The 24,903-nt window shown below is 38.0% G+C and carries 21 protein-coding genes and 2 pseudogenes; 9 read left to right on the forward strand and 14 right to left on the reverse strand.

Annotation, left to right across the window (positions count from 1 at the left end; genetic code table 11):
• Positions 1-98: 98 nt before the first annotated feature.
• The 5 genes and pseudogenes from COE25_RS01505 to COE25_RS31330 all read right to left on the reverse strand — a co-directional run.
• Positions 99-1,295 (reverse strand): class I SAM-dependent rRNA methyltransferase, encoded by a 1,197-nt coding sequence (locus COE25_RS01505; protein ID WP_098930383.1) that lies wholly within the window; start codon positions 1,293-1,295, stop codon positions 99-101.
• Between the two features lie 400 nt (positions 1,296-1,695).
• Positions 1,696-2,697, reverse strand: coding sequence for a DUF3231 family protein (locus tag COE25_RS01510; RefSeq protein ID WP_098930385.1), 1,002 nt, complete (start codon positions 2,695-2,697; stop codon positions 1,696-1,698).
• 298 nt (positions 2,698-2,995) lie between these two features.
• Positions 2,996-4,627 (reverse strand): M4 family metallopeptidase, encoded by a 1,632-nt coding sequence (locus COE25_RS01515; RefSeq protein WP_098930387.1) that lies wholly within the window; start codon positions 4,625-4,627, stop codon positions 2,996-2,998.
• A 369-nt stretch (positions 4,628-4,996) separates the two neighbouring features.
• Positions 4,997-5,575 (reverse strand): DUF3231 family protein, encoded by a 579-nt coding sequence (locus COE25_RS31320; protein WP_257208682.1) that lies wholly within the window; start codon positions 5,573-5,575, stop codon positions 4,997-4,999.
• Between the two features lie 3 nt (positions 5,576-5,578).
• A pseudogene (locus tag COE25_RS31330) lies at positions 5,579-6,000 on the reverse strand (DUF3231 family protein); the annotation flags it as partial.
• 354 nt (positions 6,001-6,354) lie between these two features.
• Here COE25_RS31330 and COE25_RS01525 point away from each other — a divergent pair.
• Entirely contained in the window at positions 6,355-7,869 is a 1,515-nt protein-coding gene (locus COE25_RS01525; protein ID WP_142354447.1) for an ATP-binding protein, read from the forward strand.
• 46 nt (positions 7,870-7,915) lie between these two features.
• Here the strand turns inward: COE25_RS01525 and COE25_RS01530 are convergent, their stop codons facing one another.
• Positions 7,916-9,160, reverse strand: a complete 1,245-nt coding sequence (locus COE25_RS01530) for an MFS transporter (RefSeq protein ID WP_098930390.1) — start codon at positions 9,158-9,160, stop codon at positions 7,916-7,918.
• 279 nt (positions 9,161-9,439) lie between these two features.
• The gene (locus tag COE25_RS01535; protein WP_098930393.1) at positions 9,440-10,117 is read right to left on the reverse strand and encodes an AlkZ-related protein; all 678 of its coding nucleotides are present in this window, start codon (positions 10,115-10,117) and stop codon (positions 9,440-9,442) included.
• Between the two features lie 155 nt (positions 10,118-10,272).
• Between COE25_RS01535 and COE25_RS01540 the strand changes: the two genes are divergently transcribed.
• A complete protein-coding gene (locus tag COE25_RS01540) occupies positions 10,273-11,622 on the forward strand; it encodes an FAD-dependent oxidoreductase (RefSeq protein ID WP_098930416.1) in 1,350 nt (449 codons plus the stop codon).
• A 75-nt stretch (positions 11,623-11,697) separates the two neighbouring features.
• Here COE25_RS01540 and COE25_RS01545 read toward each other — a convergent pair whose 3' ends face one another.
• On the reverse strand, positions 11,698-12,180 hold the full coding sequence (locus tag COE25_RS01545; protein ID WP_256942262.1) for a DUF2269 domain-containing protein: 483 nt from the start codon (positions 12,178-12,180) through the stop codon (positions 11,698-11,700).
• Positions 12,181-12,309: 129 nt separating this feature from the next.
• Between COE25_RS01545 and COE25_RS01550 the strand changes: the two genes are divergently transcribed.
• A complete protein-coding gene (locus COE25_RS01550; RefSeq protein WP_088085616.1) occupies positions 12,310-12,537 on the forward strand; it encodes a hypothetical protein in 228 nt (75 codons plus the stop codon).
• Between the two features lie 95 nt (positions 12,538-12,632).
• Here COE25_RS01550 and COE25_RS01555 read toward each other — a convergent pair whose 3' ends face one another.
• The 4 genes and pseudogenes from COE25_RS01555 to COE25_RS30470 all read right to left on the reverse strand — a co-directional run.
• Entirely contained in the window at positions 12,633-14,051 is a 1,419-nt protein-coding gene (locus COE25_RS01555; protein WP_098930418.1) for a tetratricopeptide repeat protein, read from the reverse strand.
• 128 nt (positions 14,052-14,179) lie between these two features.
• A complete protein-coding gene (locus tag COE25_RS01560) occupies positions 14,180-14,719 on the reverse strand; it encodes an HD domain-containing protein (protein ID WP_098930420.1) in 540 nt (179 codons plus the stop codon).
• Between the two features lie 31 nt (positions 14,720-14,750).
• Positions 14,751-15,323: a GNAT family N-acetyltransferase gene (locus COE25_RS01565; RefSeq protein ID WP_098930579.1), complete on the reverse strand. Its 573-nt coding sequence runs from the start codon at positions 15,321-15,323 to the stop codon at positions 14,751-14,753.
• Between the two features lie 9 nt (positions 15,324-15,332).
• Positions 15,333-15,809 (reverse strand): annotated as a pseudogene (locus tag COE25_RS30470) (GNAT family N-acetyltransferase); the annotation flags it as partial.
• A gap of 181 nt (positions 15,810-15,990) precedes the next feature.
• Here COE25_RS30470 and COE25_RS01570 point away from each other — a divergent pair.
• Positions 15,991-16,332, forward strand: coding sequence for a DUF3889 domain-containing protein (locus COE25_RS01570; protein ID WP_098930422.1), 342 nt, complete (start codon positions 15,991-15,993; stop codon positions 16,330-16,332).
• A gap of 206 nt (positions 16,333-16,538) precedes the next feature.
• A complete protein-coding gene (locus COE25_RS01575; RefSeq protein WP_098930424.1) occupies positions 16,539-17,393 on the forward strand; it encodes a hypothetical protein in 855 nt (284 codons plus the stop codon).
• Between the two features lie 54 nt (positions 17,394-17,447).
• Here COE25_RS01575 and COE25_RS01580 read toward each other — a convergent pair whose 3' ends face one another.
• The gene (locus COE25_RS01580) at positions 17,448-18,155 is read right to left on the reverse strand and encodes an MOSC domain-containing protein (RefSeq protein WP_098930426.1); all 708 of its coding nucleotides are present in this window, start codon (positions 18,153-18,155) and stop codon (positions 17,448-17,450) included.
• Between the two features lie 253 nt (positions 18,156-18,408).
• Between COE25_RS01580 and COE25_RS01585 the strand changes: the two genes are divergently transcribed.
• The 4 genes from COE25_RS01585 (at position 18,409) to gnd (ending at position 23,762) form a co-directional block, all read left to right on the forward strand.
• Positions 18,409-19,134 carry a GntR family transcriptional regulator gene (locus tag COE25_RS01585; RefSeq protein WP_098930428.1) on the forward strand — a complete coding sequence of 242 codons (726 nt, stop codon included), beginning with the start codon at positions 18,409-18,411 and terminating at the stop codon, positions 19,132-19,134.
• A complete protein-coding gene (gntK, locus tag COE25_RS01590) occupies positions 19,134-20,675 on the forward strand; it encodes a gluconokinase (protein ID WP_088085609.1) in 1,542 nt (513 codons plus the stop codon). The genes COE25_RS01585 and gntK overlap by 1 nt, the downstream gene beginning before the upstream one ends.
• Before the next feature lie 88 nt (positions 20,676-20,763).
• A complete protein-coding gene (locus COE25_RS01595) occupies positions 20,764-22,110 on the forward strand; it encodes a GntP family permease (protein WP_088090309.1) in 1,347 nt (448 codons plus the stop codon).
• A gap of 248 nt (positions 22,111-22,358) precedes the next feature.
• The gene (gene gnd, locus COE25_RS01600; protein ID WP_098930430.1) at positions 22,359-23,762 is read left to right on the forward strand and encodes a decarboxylating NADP(+)-dependent phosphogluconate dehydrogenase; all 1,404 of its coding nucleotides are present in this window, start codon (positions 22,359-22,361) and stop codon (positions 23,760-23,762) included.
• 70 nt (positions 23,763-23,832) lie between these two features.
• Here the strand turns inward: gnd and COE25_RS01605 are convergent, their stop codons facing one another.
• The gene (locus COE25_RS01605; RefSeq protein WP_088085607.1) at positions 23,833-24,903 is read right to left on the reverse strand and encodes a sulfate/molybdate ABC transporter ATP-binding protein; all 1,071 of its coding nucleotides are present in this window, start codon (positions 24,901-24,903) and stop codon (positions 23,833-23,835) included.

Below are 24,903 nucleotides of genomic sequence, written 5' to 3' on the forward strand. Positions count from 1 at the left end.
CCCTCTATTATATTGCAAAAATGGGATTTACAACACCCTGGAAAATAAAAAAAGGCCCTCCCCCACATTTCATTGCATATGGGTGTCAGGCACCATTCTTATCTTATTTTTTTAATAAATACTACCTTCAAGTAGTCCCCTTCTGGAAATTCTTTGACGGTTTTGAAATCGACGGGAAGTGAAAATTCTTCCAATTGTTTGTAGCGGCTGCCAGATTCTTTAAAGGCAGCATCGATAAAGCTCTTGAATTTATCCATCCCAAAAGCGCTGCTGTTTGTGGATGCAACAATGGTTCCATTGTCCGCAGTTATGGCAATCGCTTCGATTAGAAGATTCTTGTAGTCCTTTTCCGCACTAAAGACAAATTTCTTTGACCGGGCAAAGCTCGGCGGATCAAGGATGACCATATCAAACTTCAACTGTTTCTTGACTGCATATTTAAAGTACTTGAATACATCCTCAACAATAATTGCTTGTGTTTCATGGTCCACACCATTTAAACTAAACTGCTCAATCGTTTTACTCTTACTCCGATTGGCCAGGTCTACACTTGTTGTTTTCGTTGCTCCCCCTAGAGCTGCAAACACGGAAAAAGCCCCAGTATAAGAGAAAGTATTTAAAACTGTCTTACCGTTTGCATACACATCTCGGATTGTGCGCCTTACATCCCGTTGGTCTAAAAACACCCCGACCATGGCACTTTCATTTAAATATATTGCAAAGTTGACGCCATTTTCTTTGACAATAAGAGGGAACTGACCTCTTTCACCTGCGACAAAGTCATCTTCCTCGATGTATTGGCCTTTTTCATCAAAACGTTTTTTCTGATAAATCCCCTGGAATTCAACCAGTTCCTTTAAAGCTTGAAAGATATAGTCTCGAAAATGATAGATACCCTTGCTGTACCAGGTTAACAAATAATAGCCAGCAAAGTAATCAATCGTCAAACCACCGATTCCATCCCCTTCACCATTAAACACTCGAAACGCGGTAGTTTCTGAACTTTGATAAAATGATTCTCTTTCCTTAATCGCTTCTTTAAGCATTTTCTCAAAAAAACGTTGATCAAAAGAGTCATTTTCTTTTCTGCTCATCACCCAGCCAAGGCCCTTATTTTGCTTACCATAATAGCCTTTGGCAATAAATATATTTCTTTCATCGACCAATTTAACAATGGACCCCTCTTCTACGAGGTCGTTCAAATTTATGATGGATTCCTTAGAAATAAGTGGATAGCCGCTTTTAAATTTATTTACAAACTTTGTTTTCACCTTAAGACTGACTTCTTTATTCATCGTGTCATCCCATCTGTTTTTTATCCTATATAAATATTTTAGACAATATCTTGACTTACGAATCAACTCCGAAAGCAATATTGTAATCATAACATTAATTCTGCTTGTTCTAAAACAAAACCCGCTACTAATCTAGTAGCAGGTGCGATCATTATTCTTTTAATCCTTTGATGGGCGCAGACCATCTTAAATAATTAGGGACATTTTAAATCTTCACAACTTCCACACAAGTTCACCTTAATTTCTACATATGTTTCTCTTATTATTAAGTCAAGTTAATATGGAAATGGTTCAAAGAGCTCATTTCTTAAAACTTCCCATAATTTTGATTGGTGCTGACACCAATCTATTTTTTTGCCTAAAACTCTCTCCAGTTTCACCTGAAAGCTAGCAGCTACTGCTAGTTTGAAGCTAAGTGATCTCGGTCAGCCGCTTCTGGTGGCTGTTCCATCCAACCATGGTCAATCATTATATTAGCTGCATCCTCGACATAAAGCCCGACATCCTTTACAAACCGTGCATACATTCCACCTATATCGTGTCTACCGTTAAGAGACATCCCGTTCCCATAAGCTCTTATTTTCATGGAAAACATGTCGACTTTATGAGCTAACATTAATTTATCTGAAAATGGTGAAATAGTAGAAGTGCTTACTAAATGATCTAAAAGAGGTAGAGCAGGCAAATTTTCTTTATTTAGATGTTGTGAACAATTTACTATATGTTTGTTTGTCATTTCTTTTCCTCTAATAAAAAATTCCTTAATTTGCTCATTCTTGGCGACCTGGCTAAAGCCAATTAATAAAGCTTTGCTTGTTACGTTATTTTCAATATTTAAGTAAAGATGTGTAATTTCTAGAGCATGGAGCGGTCTCACATCCCCAAAAAAACCATTTAGATAATTTTGTTTTTTTATAAAATCGACTTTTTCTGGGGTAGGAATAAGTGGTGGCTTAATTAAATAACCCTTAGCCATTAGAGCATTATTGACCTCATTTATTAGTTTAACTGTAGAATTAAGGGTATTGATAAAGAAGTCCCTAATATCTTCTCTTGTCATTATTGGTACCGCAATTGAATAAATGCTTAGTCCTGCTTTACCCGCATACTTTAAGTAATGCAGATAAAACTCATCAGAAAATAACCTTGGGGTATTTAAGTTTACGTCCTCATCTGTAAATCCAATTGGCACAGGAAAGCTTTCTTCAATAAAGATCTTTTTTATTTCTTGTAATATGGATTCACATATATTCAGTGCGTTTTCTACAATTTTTTTGATATCTTGATCCTCAACATGTTGAAGATAGTACATAAGATAACGTTTGGACATGGAATTCCCCATATATGTGACCCAGAGTTTTCCCATTTCAGCAGATGTCAATTTTTCCTTAAATGCTCCCATAACAAATAATCCCCTTAACCACTTATTTCTACATAGTTTTTTCCTTTAAAACAAAAACTATTCAATTAAACGGGACTTTTGGATATTTCCATCTTCACAACTTCCACACAAGTTCCCCCTAAGTTCTACACATGTTTAATTTAATATAAAGGTAACTTAATTAGGAAATGGTTCAAAGAACTCATTTCTTAAAACTTCCCATAATTTTGATTGGTGCTGACACCAATCTATTTTTTTTGCCCATAAAAATGTCAGCCATCACATTATGTGACGACTGACATTGGAAATAGTTAATGGTCTAGTTTACTCCTACTTGTGTCCAAGCAGATTTAACGGCATTGTACTGTGTGCTGCTTGAGCCATACAAATCAGATGCAGCTGCAAGAAGAGCCGCGCGTGCATCACTAAAATCACTTTGTGGAGCTAAATAAACTGTGAGTGCTCGATAGTAGATTTTTTCAGCGACAGCTGTACCCAGACTTGAAATCGTTAAATAGGCTGCTTTGTTCGGAATACCACTGTTCGTGTGAACTCCTCCATTATCCGAAGTAGTATTCACGTAACCGCTCATATTCTCCGGTTGTCCATAAAGACCAGGGTTTGAAAGACTGCGAAGAGCATCGCCAGCTTTATTTGGCGTGTACACATCCTCACCCATTAAGTAATCCCCTTTATCAAGGAATACTCCGAACGTATCAGAAATGGACTCATTTAATGCACCTGACTGATACTGATACTCTAACCCAGCTGTTCTTTCTGTTACTGCATGTGTTAATTCATGGGCAACGACATCAAGGGCACCTGACAATGAACGGAAGGTTGTTCCATCCCCATCTCCATACACCATTTGCGCCCCATTCCAGAACGCATTGTTGTAATTTCTGCCATAGTGGACGGTTGAGCGAAGAGTCGCTCCCTTATTATCAAAACTGTTTCTATTAAACGTATTTTTATAATAATCATAGACGACACCCGCATAGTAGTGGGCATCTACATCGGCTCGTTGTGACGTTGCGTTAAAATTATTATCGGGGTCAACAGAATAATTGCCGGGTAACCGGGATCTATTTACCGCCGTTAATGTTTCAATAACTCCTGTCATCGGTTTGGTAGTATCATATAAATAGTAAGTACCGCTCGAATAATAGGTGTTAAGCGTTTTCGTATCCCCTAGAACACCGACCCCTGTTCCATCAGCTACCGCATTATAAGAATTTAAGATATTACCATTTACGGCATCCACATAGACCACCCAGTTTGCAGGATATGGCTGAATAAATTGCAGATTTGTTTTGTAAGCCAGATTAAATTCATTACCATTTTTATAAACAACTAATTCCGCCTTTTCAACGGTATCTTCTATTTTTTTGCCAGTAGGACCTGCTTCAGCATTCGTGATGGTTTCCTCTTTGGTTACTTTTATAGATTTCCAAGACTTATCAAGGGCAGTGTCCTTGGATAGCTGGGCTTTCAGGGCCCCTTTGAAATAAGATGATGCTTCTGGGAACACATCACCATTGACTGCCGTTACGATTCCATTTTTATCGGTATGGACCTTAAACTTCGCCCCATCCACCGGAATCCCCTGAATCGATTGAATAAAATTATAGTGCGTGCTGCCTAGCCCGTCCGTCTCAACATCGAGTAATGTTAAATCTTTAGCTGTATCTAACTGATAAAGTGCTTTATTTTCTTTTAAAAATTGCTTAATCCCATCTATGTCTTTATAAACTTTGTTCGATAGTTTCCCATGGACAAAAGATGGTACAGTTTGTCCTTTCTTCCAGTTAACCTTTGCATCCTTACCGAACTGCGCCGCGTCTTTCGTAACGGTAACATTGTACGGAATAGTTTTTGCTGCAGCAGTAATCGGTAGCACAGACCCCATCGTTAATCCCAAAGCTAGTACAAGTGAAGTTCTCTTTTTCATCTTCAACCGCCTCCTAATGATCATTCTGTAAGAATTTTCAAAATAATCATAACACGATGGATCTTTTAGGATAATTGGGAAAAAGTGTGGGCCATGGTGTCAGGCACCAGCGAAAATATCATCTATTCTATTAAAAATCCCAACGCTAAGTTCATTTTTGCGTTGGGAAAATTTATTTGATTATTTTTTTGGAGGAATAAATGGTGAAATCCTGATGGTCCAAAAGTTTCAAATTTTTTATTTTAGTAACTTCAGTAGTATCAAGCTGTATCTTTATATGCGGTTTAAGTAAAATAAGAAAAAAACCGACATTTAAAAAATGACGGTTTTCGAAAAAATAGTTGAATATAGTAACTTAAACTTAGTCTCCTAGCCCTTAATGATTTCTTCCCGATCATCTGCTTGAGGAGGTTCCTCCATCCACCCATGCTTGATCATAATCTTCGCTCCTGCTTCCGCATACAGAGTGATTTCCGGAAGCAACGCCGCATACTTTAGCGCAATATCCCTTCTTGGACTTGCAGCGATGGCCATCCCGTAATTTCCAATCCCAGCTGCAATCATTGATGAAACATTAAACATAATTAATTTATCTGAAAAAACAGTTACAGTTGAGTCGGTAACAGCTGAATCCCAATTCATAGGAGCGGGAAGATCCTCTTTTATTAAAATCTCACTAAATAGCTCTGCATGTTGTTGCGCAATTTGCATTCCTCTTACCAAAAATCCTTTCACTTCTTGATCCTGTGCAATCTGTGCATACCCTGTTATTAGTGCCTTTCCAATCATATTTGTTTGGATATTTAAAAACAAATGCGTGACTTCCACTGAAGTAATCGCCCTTTTATGACCGAAAAAGCCAGCTAAAAAATGATCCCGTTTCACAAAATCAACCTTGTCAGGTATTGAAATGTAGGGAGGTCTGATATATGTACCTTGTTCCAACATGAGATCCCTTGTCAGATCCTGCAACTTAACCGCACAATTTAATATACGTTTATGAAAATCAACGATATCTGCCCGTGTCACCAATCCTAATGCTGCACTACTTGCAGCCATTGCAAGAATAGACATATTTCGAAAAAACATTAAAACAAAAGTGTCTGAAAATAGTTTTGGGGCTTTTGGATTACATCTTGATCCGTAAAGCCAATCGGGACAGGGAAATTCTCCTTTTTAAACAGTTCCTGCATAATCGTTATGTTGCCTTTAGCTACATCCAGTGTAAATTCAATGATGGGACGTACTTCCTCGTCTTCCACCTTCTCTATAAAATAACTGGACACACAAACCGCAAGTGTGTCACTCAAATATTGGCTCCATAATGTTGACATTTCGGCAGCCGTTAATCGCATTTTTATTTTATCTTCCATAGAATCGCCTCTGTTCTTTTATATAAATTCGGATTATACATACCATTTGGTATTAGAATCCACATAAAGAGAACATTTATGATAAATATACAGGATTTAACAGAATTTTTATCCCTTATTCCTTCATTTGCGGTTTCTTAAACTATTGGCTAGGTTAAAGCTCATTGTTGATTTGGCACATGTTGATTGGAGCGGAAATCAACAGCCAAGTATAACAGATCCAAACTATTAACGATTCAACACTTACATGAATATAATTTACTCATTTAATCACAAAATAATGGGTAGGGTATACTTCAGCGCATAAAAAAATAGTAGAATAATGATAAACAAATTTTGAGGAGTAGATTCCACTTGGTTGTCATTCGAAGTTTTACATCGATCCTGAAGAATAAATTTCTATTATATCTACTTCTCACATTGATCCCAACTGTAGCAATCAGTACGGTCTTAGCACAGCACCAAGTTAAATTTTTGGAAGATCAAAATCAATACAAAGCACAAGAATATGCCGACTTTCACACACAGAACATTGAAAATTTACTTGGAGAAACGGTTGGCAGATTAGAAATGCTCGCTACTTCTATTAAATATCAGAAAAATAACCTAAATGATGTGGAAAATTTACTTCGGGAAACAATGGGTAAAGATCTTCGCCTTTCAGGTTTTTTTTGGACAAATGCAAATGGAGACTTATTAATTAGCACGAATACAAATTCAAAAAATATCAATGTAAGCGATCAACCTTATTTTCAGCAAGCAATCAAAACAGAGAAAACAAGTTTTTCAGAAGTACATATAGGCAGGGTTACAGGAAGGAAAATCATTTCCATTGCTACTCCCATTATCAACCATGGCCAATTACAGGGAGTTCTCGTTGCCAGTTTGCGTATAGACGAAATAAAAGCAGCCATTAAAAACCATGTTAAAGATGAGATGGTCATCGTCACAGATGGTTCTGATCATATTTTACTAACAGCAGGATCCGTTCCTGAAGAGAGTTCTATAAAATCCAGTATGAAGATAGCGAAAATACCTTTAACAATATCAGTCTTAGTTAGGTCTGAAAATAACCTCGCTTTTTGGAAACCCTTTTTAAAATACCTAATCATCTTTCTTACAATTTCAAATATCATATTTTTATCGGCCCAATATTTTCTTTTAAAAAGGAAGATAAAAAAAGAAAATGAACAAACTGAACTTCATAAATTAGAATTAATCGGAAAACTCGCGGCTAGTACGGCCCATGAAATACGGAATCCATTAACCGGAATAAAAGGGTTAGTAAAACTTTTAAGTGAGGAATATCAAGATAAGAAAACTCAATCCTATTTCGAAGTGATTCAAATGGAGATCGATCGAATCAATGTGATTGTTAGTGAATTGCTTGTTCTCGGAAAACCGACTGCCCACACACTTAAAACTTATAATGCTAATTCCATAGTAGCTGAGATTGAGCCGATTATTCATTCGGAAGCCAATTATATGAATGTGGTATTAACCGTTGATTATCATTCAGAAGAACTGCTTGTTTCTTGTGTCAAGGATCAGTTAAAGCAAGTCATTCTTAATTTAACAAAAAACTCCCTACAAGCAATGCCTTATGGAGGAAAATTTTCTATTACGCTTGATAAACAATTAGATAATTGTTTGATTACAGTGACTGATAATGGAGTTGGGATGCAGAAAGATCAAATTAGCCAAGCATTTAACCCATTCTTCACATTAAAGAAAGATGGATCTGGACTAGGTTTAACAGTGTGCAAACGAATTATCGACTCCTATGGAGGGAAAATTTCTATAATGAGTAATCCAAATGAGGGAACTCAAGTAGTAATTACTCTACCATTAGTGATTGAGGTAATATAGTACGAAACCTAAAAAAGCTGCTCTAAAAACAGAGCAGCTTTAAAACTTATACTTCCTCACTCTTTTTCAACATACTAACCGAACGCTTGAAGAGTGGAATGAGGATAATTACACCCACTATAAAGAGTAGGGCTGACGCTTCGTACATCGCGACAAGCGAAGTTGTTTTCTTCAACCATCCGCTCGCACTCATGGTCATTACCATAGTCCCCATAAACATTGGGTTTAAAATGCCATTGACTCGACCAATAAAAGCTTCATCTGTATTTTTCAAAATCATCGTATTAATTCCAATGTGAATACAGGGCATAAACAAGCCGCTAATAAATTGCGCAGTCAATGTCAGCCATAACTGCTCTGATAGCCCCATTACAAAAAATCCAAGAGCACTGGCGCTCATTCCAATTGCAAGCAAGATTTGCGGAGGAGTCTTTTTCGCTAACCCCATCGTGAGACCTCCACCTAAAATCATCCCTGCTCCAAACGCTGCCATCAACCATTGCAGCATCTCTTTAGGTAAACTAAGTTGTTCCGTAATGAGGAAAACGGAAAGTGGCTGCGTTAGCCCCAGACCTAAACCTGCTGCTGCAAAACAGCCACCCAGCAAAGTCAGTGCCCGGCTGTTCCAAACATAACGGAAGCCTTCCTTCATTTCCTCCATAAGTGTGGTTTTTACAGCATTTTCTTCGCTTTCCCGGTCAGGTGGAAGCATAAATAGAATCGCTGCCGATAGCATAAAGGCAATCCCCATAATGGCAATCGCTGCACTAATGCCGTAATGCTGGTAAACAAACGTACCGATAATCGGCCCTAAAATCATAAACAAAGCAAACACCGTTTGGTACATCGACATACCCATTTGAATAAGTTCTTCCTGTACATGAAGCTTGAACAGTTTCATTCCAGAAGGCTGTGAAAACTGTGAAAGAATCGATGATACAAGTGTGGCGAAGAAAATAACTTTCCAGCCCCCAAATACTAGTGTTAACAATACAATAAAGATAGACAGCGCGCTAAGGAAGTCACACCATATCATTGTCCGTTTCGGACGCCATCTGTCTGCAAAGGTGCCTCCAATAAAGGAAAATAGAAAAATAGGCGCGAATTCTGCAACAGAAATAAGCGATACCGCAACCGGATCTTCATTTGTCTGCTCAATAACAAATAACAATATGGAGTAGTTACGTACCCAAATACCGATTTGTAAAAATAATGTCGAGAGCAAGATGGTACGTATCACTCGATTTCTAAATAAGTCCCCCATGGTAATGTTTGATTTTGCTTCTTCCATAAAAAAACCTCCTTATCCATTTATCTGGACAGGAGGTACTTTACAACAAAAGGGCACAGTACACCAAGTACCTTCAACTCCCTTTTGTCTATAAAAGCCCGCACTAACCCTATCCAGAAATATGTTCGTATGATGATCCGAATTTTTTTCTTTTAATAGGTTTAGTGAATCATTGGCTTTATGGTCACCCTTTCGAATATCGTAGTTTCCATACTACTTTATTCTACTCTAAGAATCAAGAGCGAAGTTTGTCATAAAATGTAAATCAATGAAATTAACCTAAAGCTTAAAAATCTTTACTAATGCTTTCATGGACTCGGGACCGCATAACAGCTCAAAATGGTTTTTCAGCTCATGTTTTGCTTCGTCCATTTCTATTTTTCTTTGATCCACGTGGTTATTTTTTGACCAAAAGGCAAGGGTTTCGAAGGATGTACTGCTCCAGCCGTTTTTCTCGCCCGAAACATTCGTTTTCTCCTTTGTCCCTGAAACAACAATATCCATAGACCCCTGTAATTCCAACAATGCGTTATCAAACACCTTTTTCTTTTCTTTGTCTTTCATGCCTGCTTTGGCCCTTAATACTCTTGTGTCTATGCCTTCTTCCTCACTAATCAAAGTAAATAATTCTAAGGCTTCTCTAGAAACAAGACCGTCATTGTAACGTTTAGCCACTGAATACTGTGACCCCAATATCGCACTTACTAATGGAAGGAACTCGCGGGAAATTAAAACTGATTTCTTCTTAACAAACTTTCCGTAGGCTGCCACACCATCAACAGGGAACTGCGCCCTCCATAACCATGGGTCAAATTCTGAACCCGAATACCAATGTTCTTTGGATGTAATCCTATCAAGTGAAGGATAGTGAGGAATGAGCGGCGACAATGGAAGTAAACCAACTTCCTTAACGACCTGGACTGCTTCCTCATATGTACTAATTTTATAATCTATCAAACACACCAATCTCCCTCTAATCCGATTTTCTCTTTACTTCCCTGTTAGTTTAGGTAAATCCTCCACATTCTAAACTCATAGGGGCCATAAAAAAATGATATAATACTAACCATTAATTATATCGTGCAAATAGTATTATCGGAGGTTTGCTAGGAATGTCAACAACAAATAGTTTTTTAGGAAAAAGAGCACTTGTTATCGGCGGAAGTATTGCTGGTTTATTGGCTGCGCGCATCCTGTCCGACTTTTTTGAAGAAGTGTTAATTATAGAAAAGGACCAAAAGCGCGAAAAACATTTGACTAGAACCGGAGTGCCACAAGGGACACACGGCCACGCTCTTTTGAAAAGTGGTGAGGAGATTCTCACTGAACTTTTTCCAGGGATTGTCGATGAACTAATCGCAGATGGCTCAGTAAAATCAGATTTCACCAGTGAGCTTGCTTGGAATCATCATGGGAGCTGGAAGGTGAAATATCATGCCGGGATATCAATTATCCAGCAAAGCAGACCCTTCCTTGAATGGCATATCCAGCGCAGGCTCGAGATGATTCCAAATATAAGCTTTTTATATGGTGCCAAAGCGAAAAGGATGCTGATAAATAGTGATTCTACCAGTATCATAGGAGTAGAAATTCAAAAAGATGGAGAAGCAGCCGTTCCACTTAACGCTAATTTGGTTGTGGATGCTACAGGGGCTGGGTCAAATTCAACTAATTGGCTCAGACAATTAGGTTTCGATGCCCCCCAAAAAACCGAAGTAAAAGTAAACCTTTTCTATGCCAGTCGCATCTACAGCTCGCTTTCCTCCAAAAATAAAGACTGGGGTAATTTATTGGTTTACCCTAATCCGCCTAGACAAAATCGTGGAGGGAGTATTTCCCCAATTGAAAATCAGCGCTGGATGGTGACATTACTTGGCTATGGCGTGGAATCACCCCCTAGCACGTTAGAGGAATTTATAAACTATGCCAAAAGCCTTGAACAACCTGATGTATATGAAGCAATTAAAAATGGAACACCTGAGACGGATGTCAGTGTTTATCGGTTTCCAGCCTTACGCCGCTTTCATTATGAGAAGTTACAACGCTTCCCAAATGGACTAATTGTTAGTGGGGATGCCTTTTGCCGTATTGATCCTGTTTTTGGTCAGGGGATGAGCATCGCTGCACTTGAGGCGATTGCTCTGAAAAAGGAACTTCAAAAAGCGTTAAATAAAAATAAAATTTCACAAATTTCGAAAAATACTCATCGAAGCTTCAGTAAAATCATAGATGTCCCATGGTTAATTGCTTTAACTGAAGACTTTCGCTTCACCCATACCGACGGTGCAAAACCGTTTGGCCTGCCATTACTGAAGTGGTATGTAAAACGAGTGATTTTAGCCTGTGAAAGCAATCAAAAGGTATACGGAAAGCTTATCAATGTACTTCAACTGAAAGCCCATCCGATTAGCTTATTCTCATCTTCCACGTTAAAAGCAGTCCTATTCCAAGCTAAGAGGTAAACTTAAACGACATAAATAAAAAGGTGTCAGGCACCGTTCGTGGACATTTGTCTACGAGTGGTGCCTGACACCTTTTTAGAATGGCTTGAAAATCATCAGGGCGATGATGATGAGAAAGATCACATTTTCTAGGTTTTCAAATCGAAATAGAATTTTTGATAAACTCCAATATTCTTCGGGAATTTCTTCTCCTTTGTGCGATGCTAAAAGGGCTTTAACTGGTTTTGACCTAGGTGATAAAACGAGTGGTCCAATTGCTAGTGCAGCCAAAAAGAGAAAGAGACTGGTGACATACCATCCCATCCGAAACAGGCTCGGATTGATGAACCCCATGCTCAACCCTGTGATTAATAAAAGCGTGCCGCCAACCATTACAAATATATGTAACTTATGTCTAATCCTATATGAATGTCTTAATTCGGTCATGTTTTTCCCAGATTTGACCACTGTCGTTAATATGAAACCTGGACCCATCCCCAAGATGGCTGAAAAAATATGTATACATACAAGGATTTTATAGAAAGTAATCAATTGCTGCCAACCTCCATTCGCTCCCATCCCCATTTTATCATATTCTTATTTAATATATTAAAGTGAAATATAGTAGTTTTTGTGGCTACCATTGAATAAACATATTTTTAAAGTTAACCCTATTTACATACAATAAAGATACAAAGGAGCATAACCGTGAAACCATATGAAATATTTAATATGATTATTGATGAGGAAGCTTATGACCAAGAAGAAGTGACAGCTGATTTTACATACGAAGATCAAGATTATAGTATTACCTTTAAAAAAGGAGACCTTGAACTAGTAAATGCTTGGGTTTTTAAGAATGGGACATCCTTGCCTGCGAATTTATCCGAGAATATTATCGAACGAATAAGAGAGGATGTTAAAAACAGAATTTAGTTTTTATGATTAAAGGTATAGTAACCACAAAAGGTCATCAGAAGTCTACTCTGATGACCTTAGCTTATGCGACTAGTTACGCGGATGAGGGCGGGTCATCCAGTTTCTTGATTACTTTTTAATTGAGCGAAAAGTTTTTGATAGGCTGAAGCCTCTTTTACCATCCCTTTAGATTGATACATTTTGCTGATTTTTCGTACGGGAGAAGGATTTTGCGGCTGCAGCTCCATTTCCCAGAAGAAGCAATCGATCGCTTGATCGAATTGTTTAAACTCCGCATAATAATCACCCAATTCCATCATCCGATCGGGATCTTCTAATAAATTTACCATTTCACTAATTTTTCTAATCACATCTAAATCCGGGATTACCTTTTGAATAGGGATAAGTTTTTCATGAACAGTTTTAAGATCATGCTCTTTAAGAAGGATTTCAGCAAATTGAAACACCTTTTGTTCAAATTGCCTGGTCTTTTCAGCATGTGGCAGGTGCTGCAACAATTTAATAAATTCGTCTAAATGTTCTATGACAAAGCTCGGGTCAGAATTTTCCCATATTAAAAGGAGTATAGCATCGTAGGAGGCGGGCATGTCATCGATAAAATCTAATATGCATAAGGCAGCTTTTTCATAATTACCATCTTTAAGCATTTTTTTGATAATAGATTTTGAATCAGGCAGTACATGAAACGGATTGATGTTGAGTTGAGCCAATATCAGCATCCATTCTTCCATCGTCACAAAGCGCAACGCAATACTCGTATACTTTTCAATCGATTTAGCCTCTTTGGATTTCCCTGCATTTTCTAACCATAGTAATAACTCAACTAAATCGTCTTGTTTACTCACTATTTCTTCTAATAATATTCGTTCATCTGGATTGGTTCGATTTTTGAAGCAATATAATTCAACATATAGAGGGTCCTTCATTTGGATTACAGGTAAACTCGAGGAATGGTAAAAATGGTTGTATGAACTAAATTCGAGAGAGGCCAAACGTTCTTGTGCAGATTTTAATGTCGGTGCAAAATCAGCTAACATTTGAATGATTTGAAAGGATTTCATAAATTTTCCGTTTCTTCTAAAGTGGTAGAATACTTTGTCGATGATCTTAATCAGCTGTTCTTTTTGAAAAAACGAGTCAAGTGTTGTCAGAATGTAGACCATTTCCTGAAGTGAATAATGGATTTGTAATTGAGAAAAAAGGTTATTTTTATTCGGAATAGTGACGTTTACGAGGGGAATTAATGCACTTAAGAGCGGATGCGGGGATTCAATAATAATACCTTCATGAAATGCTTTATCTATAAATGTTCCTTCTTCAATTCGATCAAGCTTCTCCCCATATATTAGGGAATTTTTATAATAAATAAGATAATATCTTTCCTGGTCAGCGGTCATAACCTCGATTACTTTGCTTCGTGTAAATACAGCTGCCCTTATTATATTACCCTTTACATTATGTTTTTTATCTTTTATCGACATTTCAGTTGGCATAATTAGTTTATTATCCATTCACCTTTGCCCCCTATCATAATATACACTTATTAAAGTAATTTACTTTTGTAACTTTATTATAACATAATCGAAAAAAAGAGTTCCTTTACCAAGGTCCTCTCCTTCCGATTCGAGTCTTATCGACATTATTTTTTAAAAAGTAGATTTACTTCAACTTCTAATTCCTTTAGTAATGGGAACGATGACTGGTGACGGAGACTGTCAACAATATTTGTGTAGTACCACGCTTGCTGTTCCTTGCCGGCGTTAAATATGTTCCACACAGCATCCCCCTGCTGCTCATAATCCTTTATTATGGAGCGAATGTTATGTAATTTATCGGCACAGGCAACAACACGAATTTCCTCTGATGCTGTCTTTAAAAACTCAATTGTATGTTCCTTCCGTTCCTTCCAGGGGAGGGATTTATTGGGTTCAGAACATCCTTCCACAATCCTAGCAATTCTTGGTCCAAATTCCCGCTCAATATCTTTTAAAGTAAGTTCTGTATCTTCAACCGTATCATGCAATATTCCCGCTGCGATGATGTCATCATCGTACCCTGCTTTCATTAACATCATCCCGACGGTAACCGGGTGCGTGATATAAGGGATGTCGGTATTCTTTCTGCATTGGTTTCGATGACTTTTACTCGCTATCTGCAGCGCTTTTTCAACTATATTCATTTTTGGGACCTTCCTTTTCACGGAAATAATATTAGTCATTCGGATTAATAATCGCCAAAACTTGATGGTCTTCCCATTTTCCGTTGATCCTTACATTTTTCAAAGCGATTCCTTCTTTATGAAATCCGGACTTTTCTAACACTCGAATGGAACCAATATTATGAGGCATGACTCCGGCTTCTATACGGTGTAATTTCAATTTATTGAATGCATATTTCACCAGTAGTTTAGCCGCTTCAGTTGTGAAGCCCTTCCCATTGTGCTTTTCATCTAAAAAATAACCGATGAACGCACTTTGAAGCGAGCCTCTTAGTACTTGAAATAGATTAATAGTACCAATTAAGATACCATCATTTTTAAAAATTCCAAACGTATAGGTCTGATCATTTTTACTATCTTCTTCATATATATTTATCCGGTTCAATTGAGATTCGACCGTATAAAAATCGTCATTTCGTTCCATCGAAAACTGTTCGAAAAAACTACGGTTTACAGTTTGCAATGTAAGGAGTGCTTGTGCATCTTCTGTGGAAAATGGTCTAATATAGATATTTTCACCTTTAAGGCTCGAATCTCTCTTCCCTGATTTCAAATGCAGAACCATATGTTCATCATTATAATGAATTCCGTTCACTTTAAGGGCATTTTCTTCAAATCCATACACTTTAAAACCTAATTGGGTATAAAGATTTTTCGCCCTTTCATTGCTTGCCATCACGGATAAATTAATTTTTTCAATCTCTTCCATCGTTTTAGCTTTATTGATCGCCTCTACCATTAATGCCTTACCTACGCCTAGTCCTTGTTTCTTGGGCGTGACATACATCGCAAAAATATTTGCTCGATGCCGTATTTTCTCGGCACTTTCTTGAAGTAAGGTGACTACTCCGATTAGTTCTTCATCATCAAATGCACCAAACGTAAAGTTTCCTTCTGTGGTAAAGTTATGGGCAACTTGGTCAATGGGATTTTCTCTTTTTATGGCATCCTCATAACTTGTTAAAAATGCTTCAGGATTTTGTTTTAGTGCTTCTAGTCTTAACTTCCAATATCTCTCTGCATCAGATGCATCCAGTAATTTAATTTTCAAAATAATCCCCTCTCTTTAATCCATTTTGTTTTTTTTCACTTACCTTCATTCATAACTCCTCTGAGGTTTGAATAGCATCATTTTTTGTGTTGATAGTTAACAAACACAATGATTTACAAAAACCTACATAAGTTTTTGCTCGAAATGAAATGCTATAAGCAAAAACAAAGAGGGTAATTACGTGAAAAAGATCCTGATTAGTTTATATATAAGCTTACTTTTTATCTCAGAAAGTGTATATCCACTGACCTCAATTCATACAGCAAATGCACAACATAAACCGATTCCCCCCTATGCTAAGTGGGGTACATTAGCCCTACAAAAAACACATGAAAAGTATCCGCATGCAAAAATAATTGATTATCTACACGTTGGAAGAACGAGTGAACCACAAACCTCCACCGAAAGGTTCAAGCTTTGGTTAAAAGAAAACAATAGGGAATTCGGTGTTTATATCAATATAGAATTTAATAAGGAGACCGAAAAGGTCCTTAAGGTAACTTTTGAGGAGACATCAAGGTAATTCTTTTTGCAGATCTTAAAAGGTTCCCATTCTTTATCGAATAGCACCTGTTTAAATCTTGTGTCCACCTAAAAATTCCTGGATACCTTCCATTAAACCGCTAGGGGACCCTCTCCATAGTGGTTTTTTACGTAATGGTAGGAATTGCATAATTTTCATTATTAGGAACAAACTATCTAAATCCAGCTATTATCGGAGTGAATAATATGCATAATTCATATTGGTATTATGCTTTACTGGTTTTCAGCACTAGTTTATTTTGTTTTATACTATTCAAAAAAAGAAATACGCAAACTCTATTCCTATTATTAACCATGATTGGTATGGGATTTATTATTGAGACCATCATCTTTAATTTCTTAGGATGCTATAAATACAACCCTAATTTTATCCAGCATAATACTTTCTATGACAACAATTTGGGGGCATTTGTCTCAAATGCCTTTTCTTTACCCATCGTTGCCACCTTAATAGCAACGTTTCATTTAGGTTGGATTTGGATGGTTTTATTTTCTGGATTATTTGTCGGGATTGAATGGTTATTTTTAAAGCTCCATATCTATTCTCATAATTGGTGGAGGTTAGCGTATACGGGACTGGGGCTCCCTTTTTATTTTGCTACAGCTAAGATTTATTATAAATGGATTTTACGACCCTCCAAAGGGTTCAAGCATAATTGGATGCTTTATTTAATTATTGGCACCATATCTTGCAGTGCCCATATACTTCCGATCATCTTTTTCTCGAATCGAATATACACCCCTGGGTGGTTTGAAGATTCTGGACGGGATTCGATTGCTTTAGCAGCTATTTTCTATTTATGTGATAGTCTGTTTTATTGTCTAATGAGTAAACTTAACTGGAAAATGAAGTGGAGCAAATATATCTTAGCAGGATTACTTATGTATGCGGTGAACCAAGTTCTGATCGAATTTGGAATCCTTCATAGTTTGGTATGGTGGGACCAGCCGTACTATGTAGGTTTAGCTTTATTGCTGACCATGCTTACGGGGATTGTTGATAAAAGATTGTCTAGGGTCCTCTCTAAAGATCACATATAAAAAAGCTGTAAAATTATATATTACAGCTTTTTTGAAAGGAAGGATAATTAGCAATTATTCATTTGGTCCAAACACCCTATTTCTGATATCCGGTGTTTCCCTCATTTCTATTCGTTTCTCTAGCGTGGTTCTCATCCCTGGTGCAAGCAATTCACATTGGGAAAGTTCACGCATTTCCTCCATTTTTTGTTTCTTAGCATGGATAATTTGATTGCACTTTTGAATGGTCCATTGTGGATATGGTCGGTCAACCAAAGTAAACGTCTGCCCCTCTTCAACAAAACCCTCTGTTAACACTCGAAAGTACCAGCCGGTTCTGCCCGTATTTTGTAATAACAGCGCCAAGTTTTTAACTTTAAAACGGCGGGCTGGTTTCCAGCATGGCTGCCTTGGCTGCGATACCTGTACGACTGCCCCGCCAATCTGGAAAGTATCACCAATAGAAATCTCCTCCTCATTTATTTGTTCCATGACGAGGTTCTCCCCCATTGCACCGGATGTGATCTCAGATATCCCTAGTTCCTTTTGCCAATGGGTGTAATTTTCAAATCCATAAGCAAATACAGCTTTTTCCGGCCCGCCATGATGTTCCAAATCCCATTGTCCATCACCAGCTAAACCCGTTTTTCCGACCCAGACAGGTCCTTCAATCGACTCTTTAAAAATGGCGCTTGTCCATTCTCGATCCATAGGATTCTTTGCCTCTTTATTTCCAACCGTTTTCGGTAAACCAACAAAAACTTGTTTAAGAAAAATACTCATCTTAATTTCCTCCTAAAAAAACTGCCAATATTTTCAACATATGTATTCATTTATACATCAGTAATATTGCCTCTTCTTCAAGTGTCCTATATATAATGGGCCTTTTTTAGATTATTTTTATTAAATTCGCTAAGAATAATGAATACACCTTCCTGCGTTGTCATGACTAAATTAAAAAAAGCGCTTGCATTTTTTAATATGTATCCTATAATACTTGTATACAAGTATACTCGTATAACAAGAGGGTGAATCAATGACAGAATCAAAGGAATTCTTATATCCCGCAAAATGGCTTTTAAAAGCTTCTGCTGGTGAACGTGTTACCTGTGAACTTAGAATGCAAATAATTTCTGGCCTTATTGAAAGCGGTACCACCCTTTCAGAAAATAAATTAGCTGCCGACTTTGAAGTGAGCCGTTCCCCTATTCGGGAAGCATTAAAAACTCTTTCGTCAGAAAATTTGATCCGTTTAGAAAGAATGGGTGCCGTTGTAATTGGTTTCACAATTAAAGAAATAGTAGAAATTTATGATGTCCGATTAATGATAGAAACATTTGTATATGAACGGCTTGTAAAATTAGACACTAAAGAGTTAGTTAAGGAACTGAGTAAAATACTTGAGATGATGAAAATTGCCATCAAATATCATGATGCCGATGAGTTTTCATATCAAGATGTTTTATTCCATGAAACAATTATTCGAGCGATTAATCATTCCTACATCACGATGATCTGGAATAATGCAAAACCTGTAATGGAATCTTTAATCCTTTTAGCGATGAGGTCCCGCTTCGAGGAAAAATACGATGACTTTCCACGCATTGTGGATAATCATCAACTTTATATTGATGCGATCAATGCGAAAAATAGAGACCTGATGATTCTATCATTGCATCAAAACTTTGATGATGTTCAAGGAAAAGTAGAAGACCTTTGGAGGTCTCAACTAATGCTTAATAAAGGAGTTGTGCAAGAATAATGACAAGCTATATGTTAGGGTTAGACATCGGTACAACAAGCACAAAAGCTGTTTTATTTAGCGAAAAAGGCGAAGTCATCCAACAAGAAAATATCGGTTACCCACTCTATACTCCTGATATTTCGACAGCCGAACAAGACCCAGAAGAGATCTTTATGGCTGTGGTACAAGCCATTTCGAGGATTATGAAACAACATCCTCAAAAAGAGATTTCATTCATCTCATTTAGCAGTGCGATGCATAGCCTCATTGCCATGGATGAAAATGACCAACCGCTGACACCTTGTATTACTTGGGCAGATAACCGCAGTGAAGCCTGGGCACATAAAATAAAAAATGAATTAAACGGGCATGAAGTATACAGACGAACAGGAACACCTATTCACCCGATGTCACCATTAAGCAAAATTACTTGGATTGTGAATGAACGCCCAGAGATAGCCGAAAAAGCAAAAAAATATATTGGAATAAAGGAATATATATTTAAAAAGTTCTTTGACCAGTATGTTGTCGATTATTCTCTTGCATCTGCCATGTGCATGATGAATCTCAAAGAATTAGATTGGGATAAGGAAGCAATAGAAATCGCTGGTATATCACGTGAGCAATTATCTAAGCTCGTGCCAACCACCGAGATTTTTACTAACTGTAATCCAGGATTAGCAAAACAAATGGGCATTGATCCTCTAACTCCTTTTGTAATTGGTGCAAGTGATGGCGTGCTTTCCAATCTTGGTGTAAATGCGATTCGAAAAGGTGAGATTGCCGTAACCATTGGGACAAGCGGGGCAATTCGTACCATCATTGACCAGCCGCAAACCGATGAAAAAGGAAGAATCTTTTGCTACGCATTAACGGAAAAACATTGGGTCATTGGCGGACCTGTAAACAATGGCGGGATGGTCTTTCGCTGGATTAAGGATGAGTTTGCAGCTTCAGAGGTAGAAACCGCGAAAAGACTAGGAATTGATCCATATGAAGTATTAACCAAAATTGCAGAAGGTGTAAAACCGGGGTCCGATGGATTGTTATTCCATCCATATCTTGCTGGTGAACGTGCTCCCTTATGGAATCCAGACGTGCGTGGATCCTTTTTCGGCTTAACGATGGCACATAAGAAGGAACATATGATTCGATCTGCGCTCGAAGGTGTTATTTACAATTTATACACCGTATTTTTAGCATTAGTTGAATGTATGGAAGGACCAGTGACTCGAATCCAGGCAACTGGTGGCTTCGCAAGGTCAGAAGTTTGGCGTCAAATGATGTCTGATATTTTTGACCTGGATGTAGTCGTTCCAGAAAGCTACGAAAGTTCTTGTCTCGGTGCTTGTATCTTAGGTCTATATGCTACTGGGAAAATCGAATCCTTTGAAGTCGTTTCTGAAATGATTGGCAGTACCTATAAACATACACCTAAAGAAGAGGCTGCAAGAGAGTATAGACAATTATTGCCGATCTTTATTAATTTATCGAGAGTATTAGAAGAAGACTATACACGAATTGCCAACTATCAACGAAGTATTATTAGAAAAACGTAAGTCTCCATTTAGCGGCTGCCACAAGCCGCTTGGCTGCTTACTTGCACTTATTTTAAAAAAATATCACGAATTTTTTGGAGGAATTATTATGCCGTTGGTCATTGTAGCCATTGGAATTATCGCATTACTTATTTTAATCATGGGCTTAAAATTAAACACTTTTGTCTCACTCATCATTGTCTCGTTCGGTGTAGCTTTAGCACTTGGAATGAAACTAGATGATGTCGTCACAACCATTGAAGCTGGATTAGGTGGAACACTTGGTCATTTAGCATTAATCTTCGGACTCGGAGCGATGCTAGGTAGGTTAATTGCAGATTCTGGGGGCGCACAACGAATTGCGATGACCCTTGTCAACAAATTTGGAGAAAAAAATATTCAGTGGGCTGTTGTCGTATCCTCATTCATCATTGGTATTGCTTTATTCTTTGAAGTAGGACTCGTGTTATTAATTCCAATCGTATTTGCCATTTCAAGACAATTAAAAGTTTCCATTTTATATCTTGGGATTCCGATGGCAACAGCATTATCCGTAACACACGGCTTCTTGCCACCACACCCGGGACCAACTGTCATCGCTGGGGAATATGGTGCCAATCTTGGTGAGGTATTACTCTATGGAATTATTATTTCTATTCCAACTGCCATTATCGCTGGACCTCTTTTTACAAAGCTTGCTAAAAAATTGGTGCCTGCTTCATTCACAAAAACTGGTAACATTGCCTCTCTAGGCGAACAAAAAACATTTAAACTTGAAGACACACCTAGTTTTGGTATCAGCGTATTTACCGCAATGCTTCCTGTTATTTTAATGTCAATCGCTACAATTATTACTTTGCTTCAAAAAACAATGGGCTTTGAAGATAATACTTTACTCGCAATTATCCGTTTTATTGGCGGTGCCTCTACTGCTATGTTGATCTCTTTATTAGTTGCCATCTATACCATGGGATTGGCAAGAAAAATTCCGATCAAAGAAGTAATGGATTCTTGTTCAACAGCGATTTTACACATTGGTATGATGCTCTTAATCATTGGAGGCGGCGGTGCCTTCAAACAAGTTTTAATTAATGGCGGTGTAGGTGACTATGTAGCCGAGTTATTCAAAGGAACTTCCCTATCACCGATTTTACTTGCATGGATTATCGCTGCCATTTTACGGATTGCCTTAGGGTCTGCAACGGTTGCCGCATTAACTACTGCTGGTTTAGTTATCCCAATGTTGGGTCAATCAGACGTTAACCTTGCACTAGTTGTTCTTGCAACAGGAGCAGGCAGCTTAATTGCATCACACGTTAATGATGCAGGTTTCTGGATGTTCAAAGAATATTTTGGTTTAAGCATGAAAGAAACATTCGCAACATGGACACTACTTGAGACAATTATTTCCGTATGCGGATTAGCATTTATTCTATTACTAAGTTTATTCGTTTAATAATCGTGACCAGCAGCAGAAACTTTATTCATCTGCTGCTGCTTAGTTATCTAAAGGGCAGGATCCCCCCTCTTATACTTAGAATCCACTAAGTATTAAAGCGGCGGATTTACTGCCTTTTATTTTTATAAAAAGTCTGTATTAAGGTCATTGTTGATTTTATGGCCCAAGTTGATTGGAGCGAAGCGCCTGGAGTGGAAATCAACAGCCAAGTTTAACAAAGCCTATAAAAAAGGAGAAGGAAGTTAATGAACAATACAATTGGAGTTATTGGTTTAGGTGTAATGGGCAGCAACATCGCCTTAAACATGGCGAACAAAGGGGAAAAAGTAGCGGTCTATAATTACACCAGAGATTTAACAGATAAACTTTTACATAGAATTGAAAATCAATCGATCGATCCGTACTATGACGTGCAAAGTTTTGTTCAGTCCTTAGAAACCCCAAGAAAGATCTTTCTTATGGTCACAGCTGGTGCAGCGATAGATTCTGTGATTTCTTCGTTAGTTCCTTTTCTTGAGCAAGGTGATATGATCATGGACGGCGGCAACTCCCATTACGAAGATACTGCCCAAAGATATGATGATTTGAAAATTAAAGGTATCGATTATTTAGGGATTGGTATTTCCGGAGGTGAAGTAGGCGCATTAAATGGCCCGTCCATCATGCCCGGCGGAGATAAAGAAGCTTATGCAAAAGTTGCTCCCATTCTTACAAAAATAGCAGCCCAAGTCGACGGGACTCCATGTTGCACATATATTGGTCCAAAAGGTGCAGGACATTATGTGAAAATGGTCCATAACGGAATTGAGTATGCAGATATGCAATTGATCGCCGAAGCCTATACCTTTTTAAGGGATAGGTTACAGTTATCTGTGAATGAAATTGCTGATATCTTTGGAACTTGGAATCAGGGTGAACTGAAAAGTTACCTAATCGAAATCACGGCGGAAATTTTAATGAAAAAAGATGAAAAAACCGGCTTACCATTGATTGATGTCATCCTTGATAAAGTAGGGCAAAAAGGAACAGGTAAATGGACAAGCATGCAAGCGATAGATAACGGCATCCCCCTTTCAATCATTACCGAGTCATTGTTCGCCCGGTATGTATCTTCATTAAAAGAGGAACGGGGCATCGCAGAAGGTATATTAGCAGGACCCGGAGTGGACCAGCAGGCTTTAGATAAGAGTTTATGGATTGAGTACGTTAGACAAGCATTATATATGGGGAAAGTTTGCGCCTATGCCCAAGGTTTTACACAATATAAAATGGCTTCTGATCTATATGACTGGAATTTACCATTAGAAGAGATTGCACTTATATTCCGGGGCGGCTGTATTATTCGGGCCGAGTTTTTAAACGTAATCAGTGAAGCTTATCAGAATCAGGTAAATCTGAAGAATTTATTAATCGCACCATTTTTCGCTGAAAAAACAAAAGAGTATCAATCAGGACTGAGGAAAATGGTATGCGAGGGTATAAATTCTGGTATCGCCTTTCCATGTTTAAGTACTTCCCTTTCTTATTTCGATAGTTACCGAAACGGCCGTTCAAATGCCAGCCTTTTACAGGCACAACGTGATTATTTCGGTGCCCATACGTATGAGCGAACTGATATGGAAGGAGTCTTTCATACGGACTGGAATTAAAATTTTTTAGATGATCTGAACGAACAAAGGCCTATACTCGTAAATGAGTATAGGCCTTTGGTTTTCTTTTTTAAATGGAATAATCCGCAGGAATAAAAACCTTTAATTGTTTTGGTTTTACATACACTTCTTCACCTGTTTTTAGATCAAGGCTTCGAAATTGCTCTTTTCTTAATTCCACTTCTAGGTACTCGCCATTATCTTTTCGAATCAGTTCAAGTTGGACGGTCGCTCCGACTAAATGAATATAATTAATTTTTGCAGTAACTGAATCCAGGCTAGCCTCTCTTTCGATACTTATATCATGCGGTCGAACGTAACCGACTGCCTCGGTATTCTCTGTTGCGGAGAATTCGGGTGCATCGACTTCGAAATTACCGTGTCGTAATTTCCCTTTATGGAGGCGCCCTTTAAATAAATTAACATTTCCTAAAAAGTGATAAACAAAAGGACTATTTGGATTTTCATATACTTCCTCTGGCGTACCGATTTGCTCAATCTTCCCTTCATTCATCACGACAACTCGGTCGGCAACATCCAGCGCTTCCTCTTGGTCGTGCGTCACAAAAATGCTCGTAATCTGGTAATCATCATGGAGCTTTCTTAGCCATCTGCGAAGATCTTTCCGGACCTTGGCATCTAATGCACCAAATGGTTCATCTAACAGGAGAACCTTAGGCTCAACCGCTAATGCCCTGGCTAGTGCAACCCGCTGACGCTGGCCGCCTGACAAATGGGAAGGATACCGTTCGGCAAAGGCTTCTAATTTTACTAGCTTTAGTAATTCCATAACCTTTTCTTTTATTTCGGTTTTGGAAGGACGCGTTTTCCTTGGCCGGACTTTTAATCCATAGGCCACATTTTCAAAAACAGTCATATGACGAAACAAGGCATAATGCTGGAAGACAAATCCTACTTTCCGTTCCTTTGTACTGATATGGGTCATGTCTTCTTCCCCGAACAAAATGGCTCCCTGATTCGCACCTTCTAAGCCTGCGATGATTCTTAGCAGTGATGTTTTCCCAGAACCAGACGGACCAAGAAGAGCGACGAGCTCCCCTGTTTGAATATCAAGATTAATTTGATCAAGGGCTTGAAAGTTTCCAAATGATTTTGAGATATTTTGAATTTGAATGCTCAT

This window comes from Bacillus sp. AFS031507, from assembly GCF_002584635.1.
Classification (GTDB): domain Bacteria; phylum Bacillota; class Bacilli; order Bacillales; family Cytobacillaceae; genus Neobacillus.

Coding starts and splice junctions, on each gene's coding strand:
- COE25_RS31320 (WP_257208682.1), bottom strand. CDS start 5,575: ATGTTGGAACAAGGTACATATATCAGACCTCCCTACATTTCAATACCT.
- COE25_RS01605 (WP_088085607.1), bottom strand. CDS start 24,903: ATGAGCATTCAAATTCAAAATATCTCAAAATCATTTGGAAACTTTCAA.
- COE25_RS01545 (WP_256942262.1), bottom strand. CDS start 12,180: ATGGGAGCGAATGGAGGTTGGCAGCAATTGATTACTTTCTATAAAATC.
- COE25_RS01585 (WP_098930428.1), top strand. CDS start 18,409: ATGACAGAATCAAAGGAATTCTTATATCCCGCAAAATGGCTTTTAAAA.
- COE25_RS01530 (WP_098930390.1), bottom strand. CDS start 9,160: ATGGAAGAAGCAAAATCAAACATTACCATGGGGGACTTATTTAGAAAT.
- COE25_RS01505 (WP_098930383.1), bottom strand. CDS start 1,295: ATGAATAAAGAAGTCAGTCTTAAGGTGAAAACAAAGTTTGTAAATAAA.
- COE25_RS01555 (WP_098930418.1), bottom strand. CDS start 14,051: ATGGATAATAAACTAATTATGCCAACTGAAATGTCGATAAAAGATAAA.
- COE25_RS01560 (WP_098930420.1), bottom strand. CDS start 14,719: ATGAATATAGTTGAAAAAGCGCTGCAGATAGCGAGTAAAAGTCATCGA.
- gnd (WP_098930430.1), top strand. CDS start 22,359: ATGAACAATACAATTGGAGTTATTGGTTTAGGTGTAATGGGCAGCAAC.
- COE25_RS01595 (WP_088090309.1), top strand. CDS start 20,764: ATGCCGTTGGTCATTGTAGCCATTGGAATTATCGCATTACTTATTTTA.
- COE25_RS01515 (WP_098930387.1), bottom strand. CDS start 4,627: ATGAAAAAGAGAACTTCACTTGTACTAGCTTTGGGATTAACGATGGGG.
- gntK (WP_088085609.1), top strand. CDS start 19,134: ATGACAAGCTATATGTTAGGGTTAGACATCGGTACAACAAGCACAAAA.
- COE25_RS01510 (WP_098930385.1), bottom strand. CDS start 2,697: ATGGGAGCATTTAAGGAAAAATTGACATCTGCTGAAATGGGAAAACTC.
- COE25_RS01540 (WP_098930416.1), top strand. CDS start 10,273: ATGTCAACAACAAATAGTTTTTTAGGAAAAAGAGCACTTGTTATCGGC.
- COE25_RS01580 (WP_098930426.1), bottom strand. CDS start 18,155: ATGAGTATTTTTCTTAAACAAGTTTTTGTTGGTTTACCGAAAACGGTT.
- COE25_RS01575 (WP_098930424.1), top strand. CDS start 16,539: ATGCATAATTCATATTGGTATTATGCTTTACTGGTTTTCAGCACTAGT.
- COE25_RS01565 (WP_098930579.1), bottom strand. CDS start 15,323: ATGGTTCTGCATTTGAAATCAGGGAAGAGAGATTCGAGCCTTAAAGGT.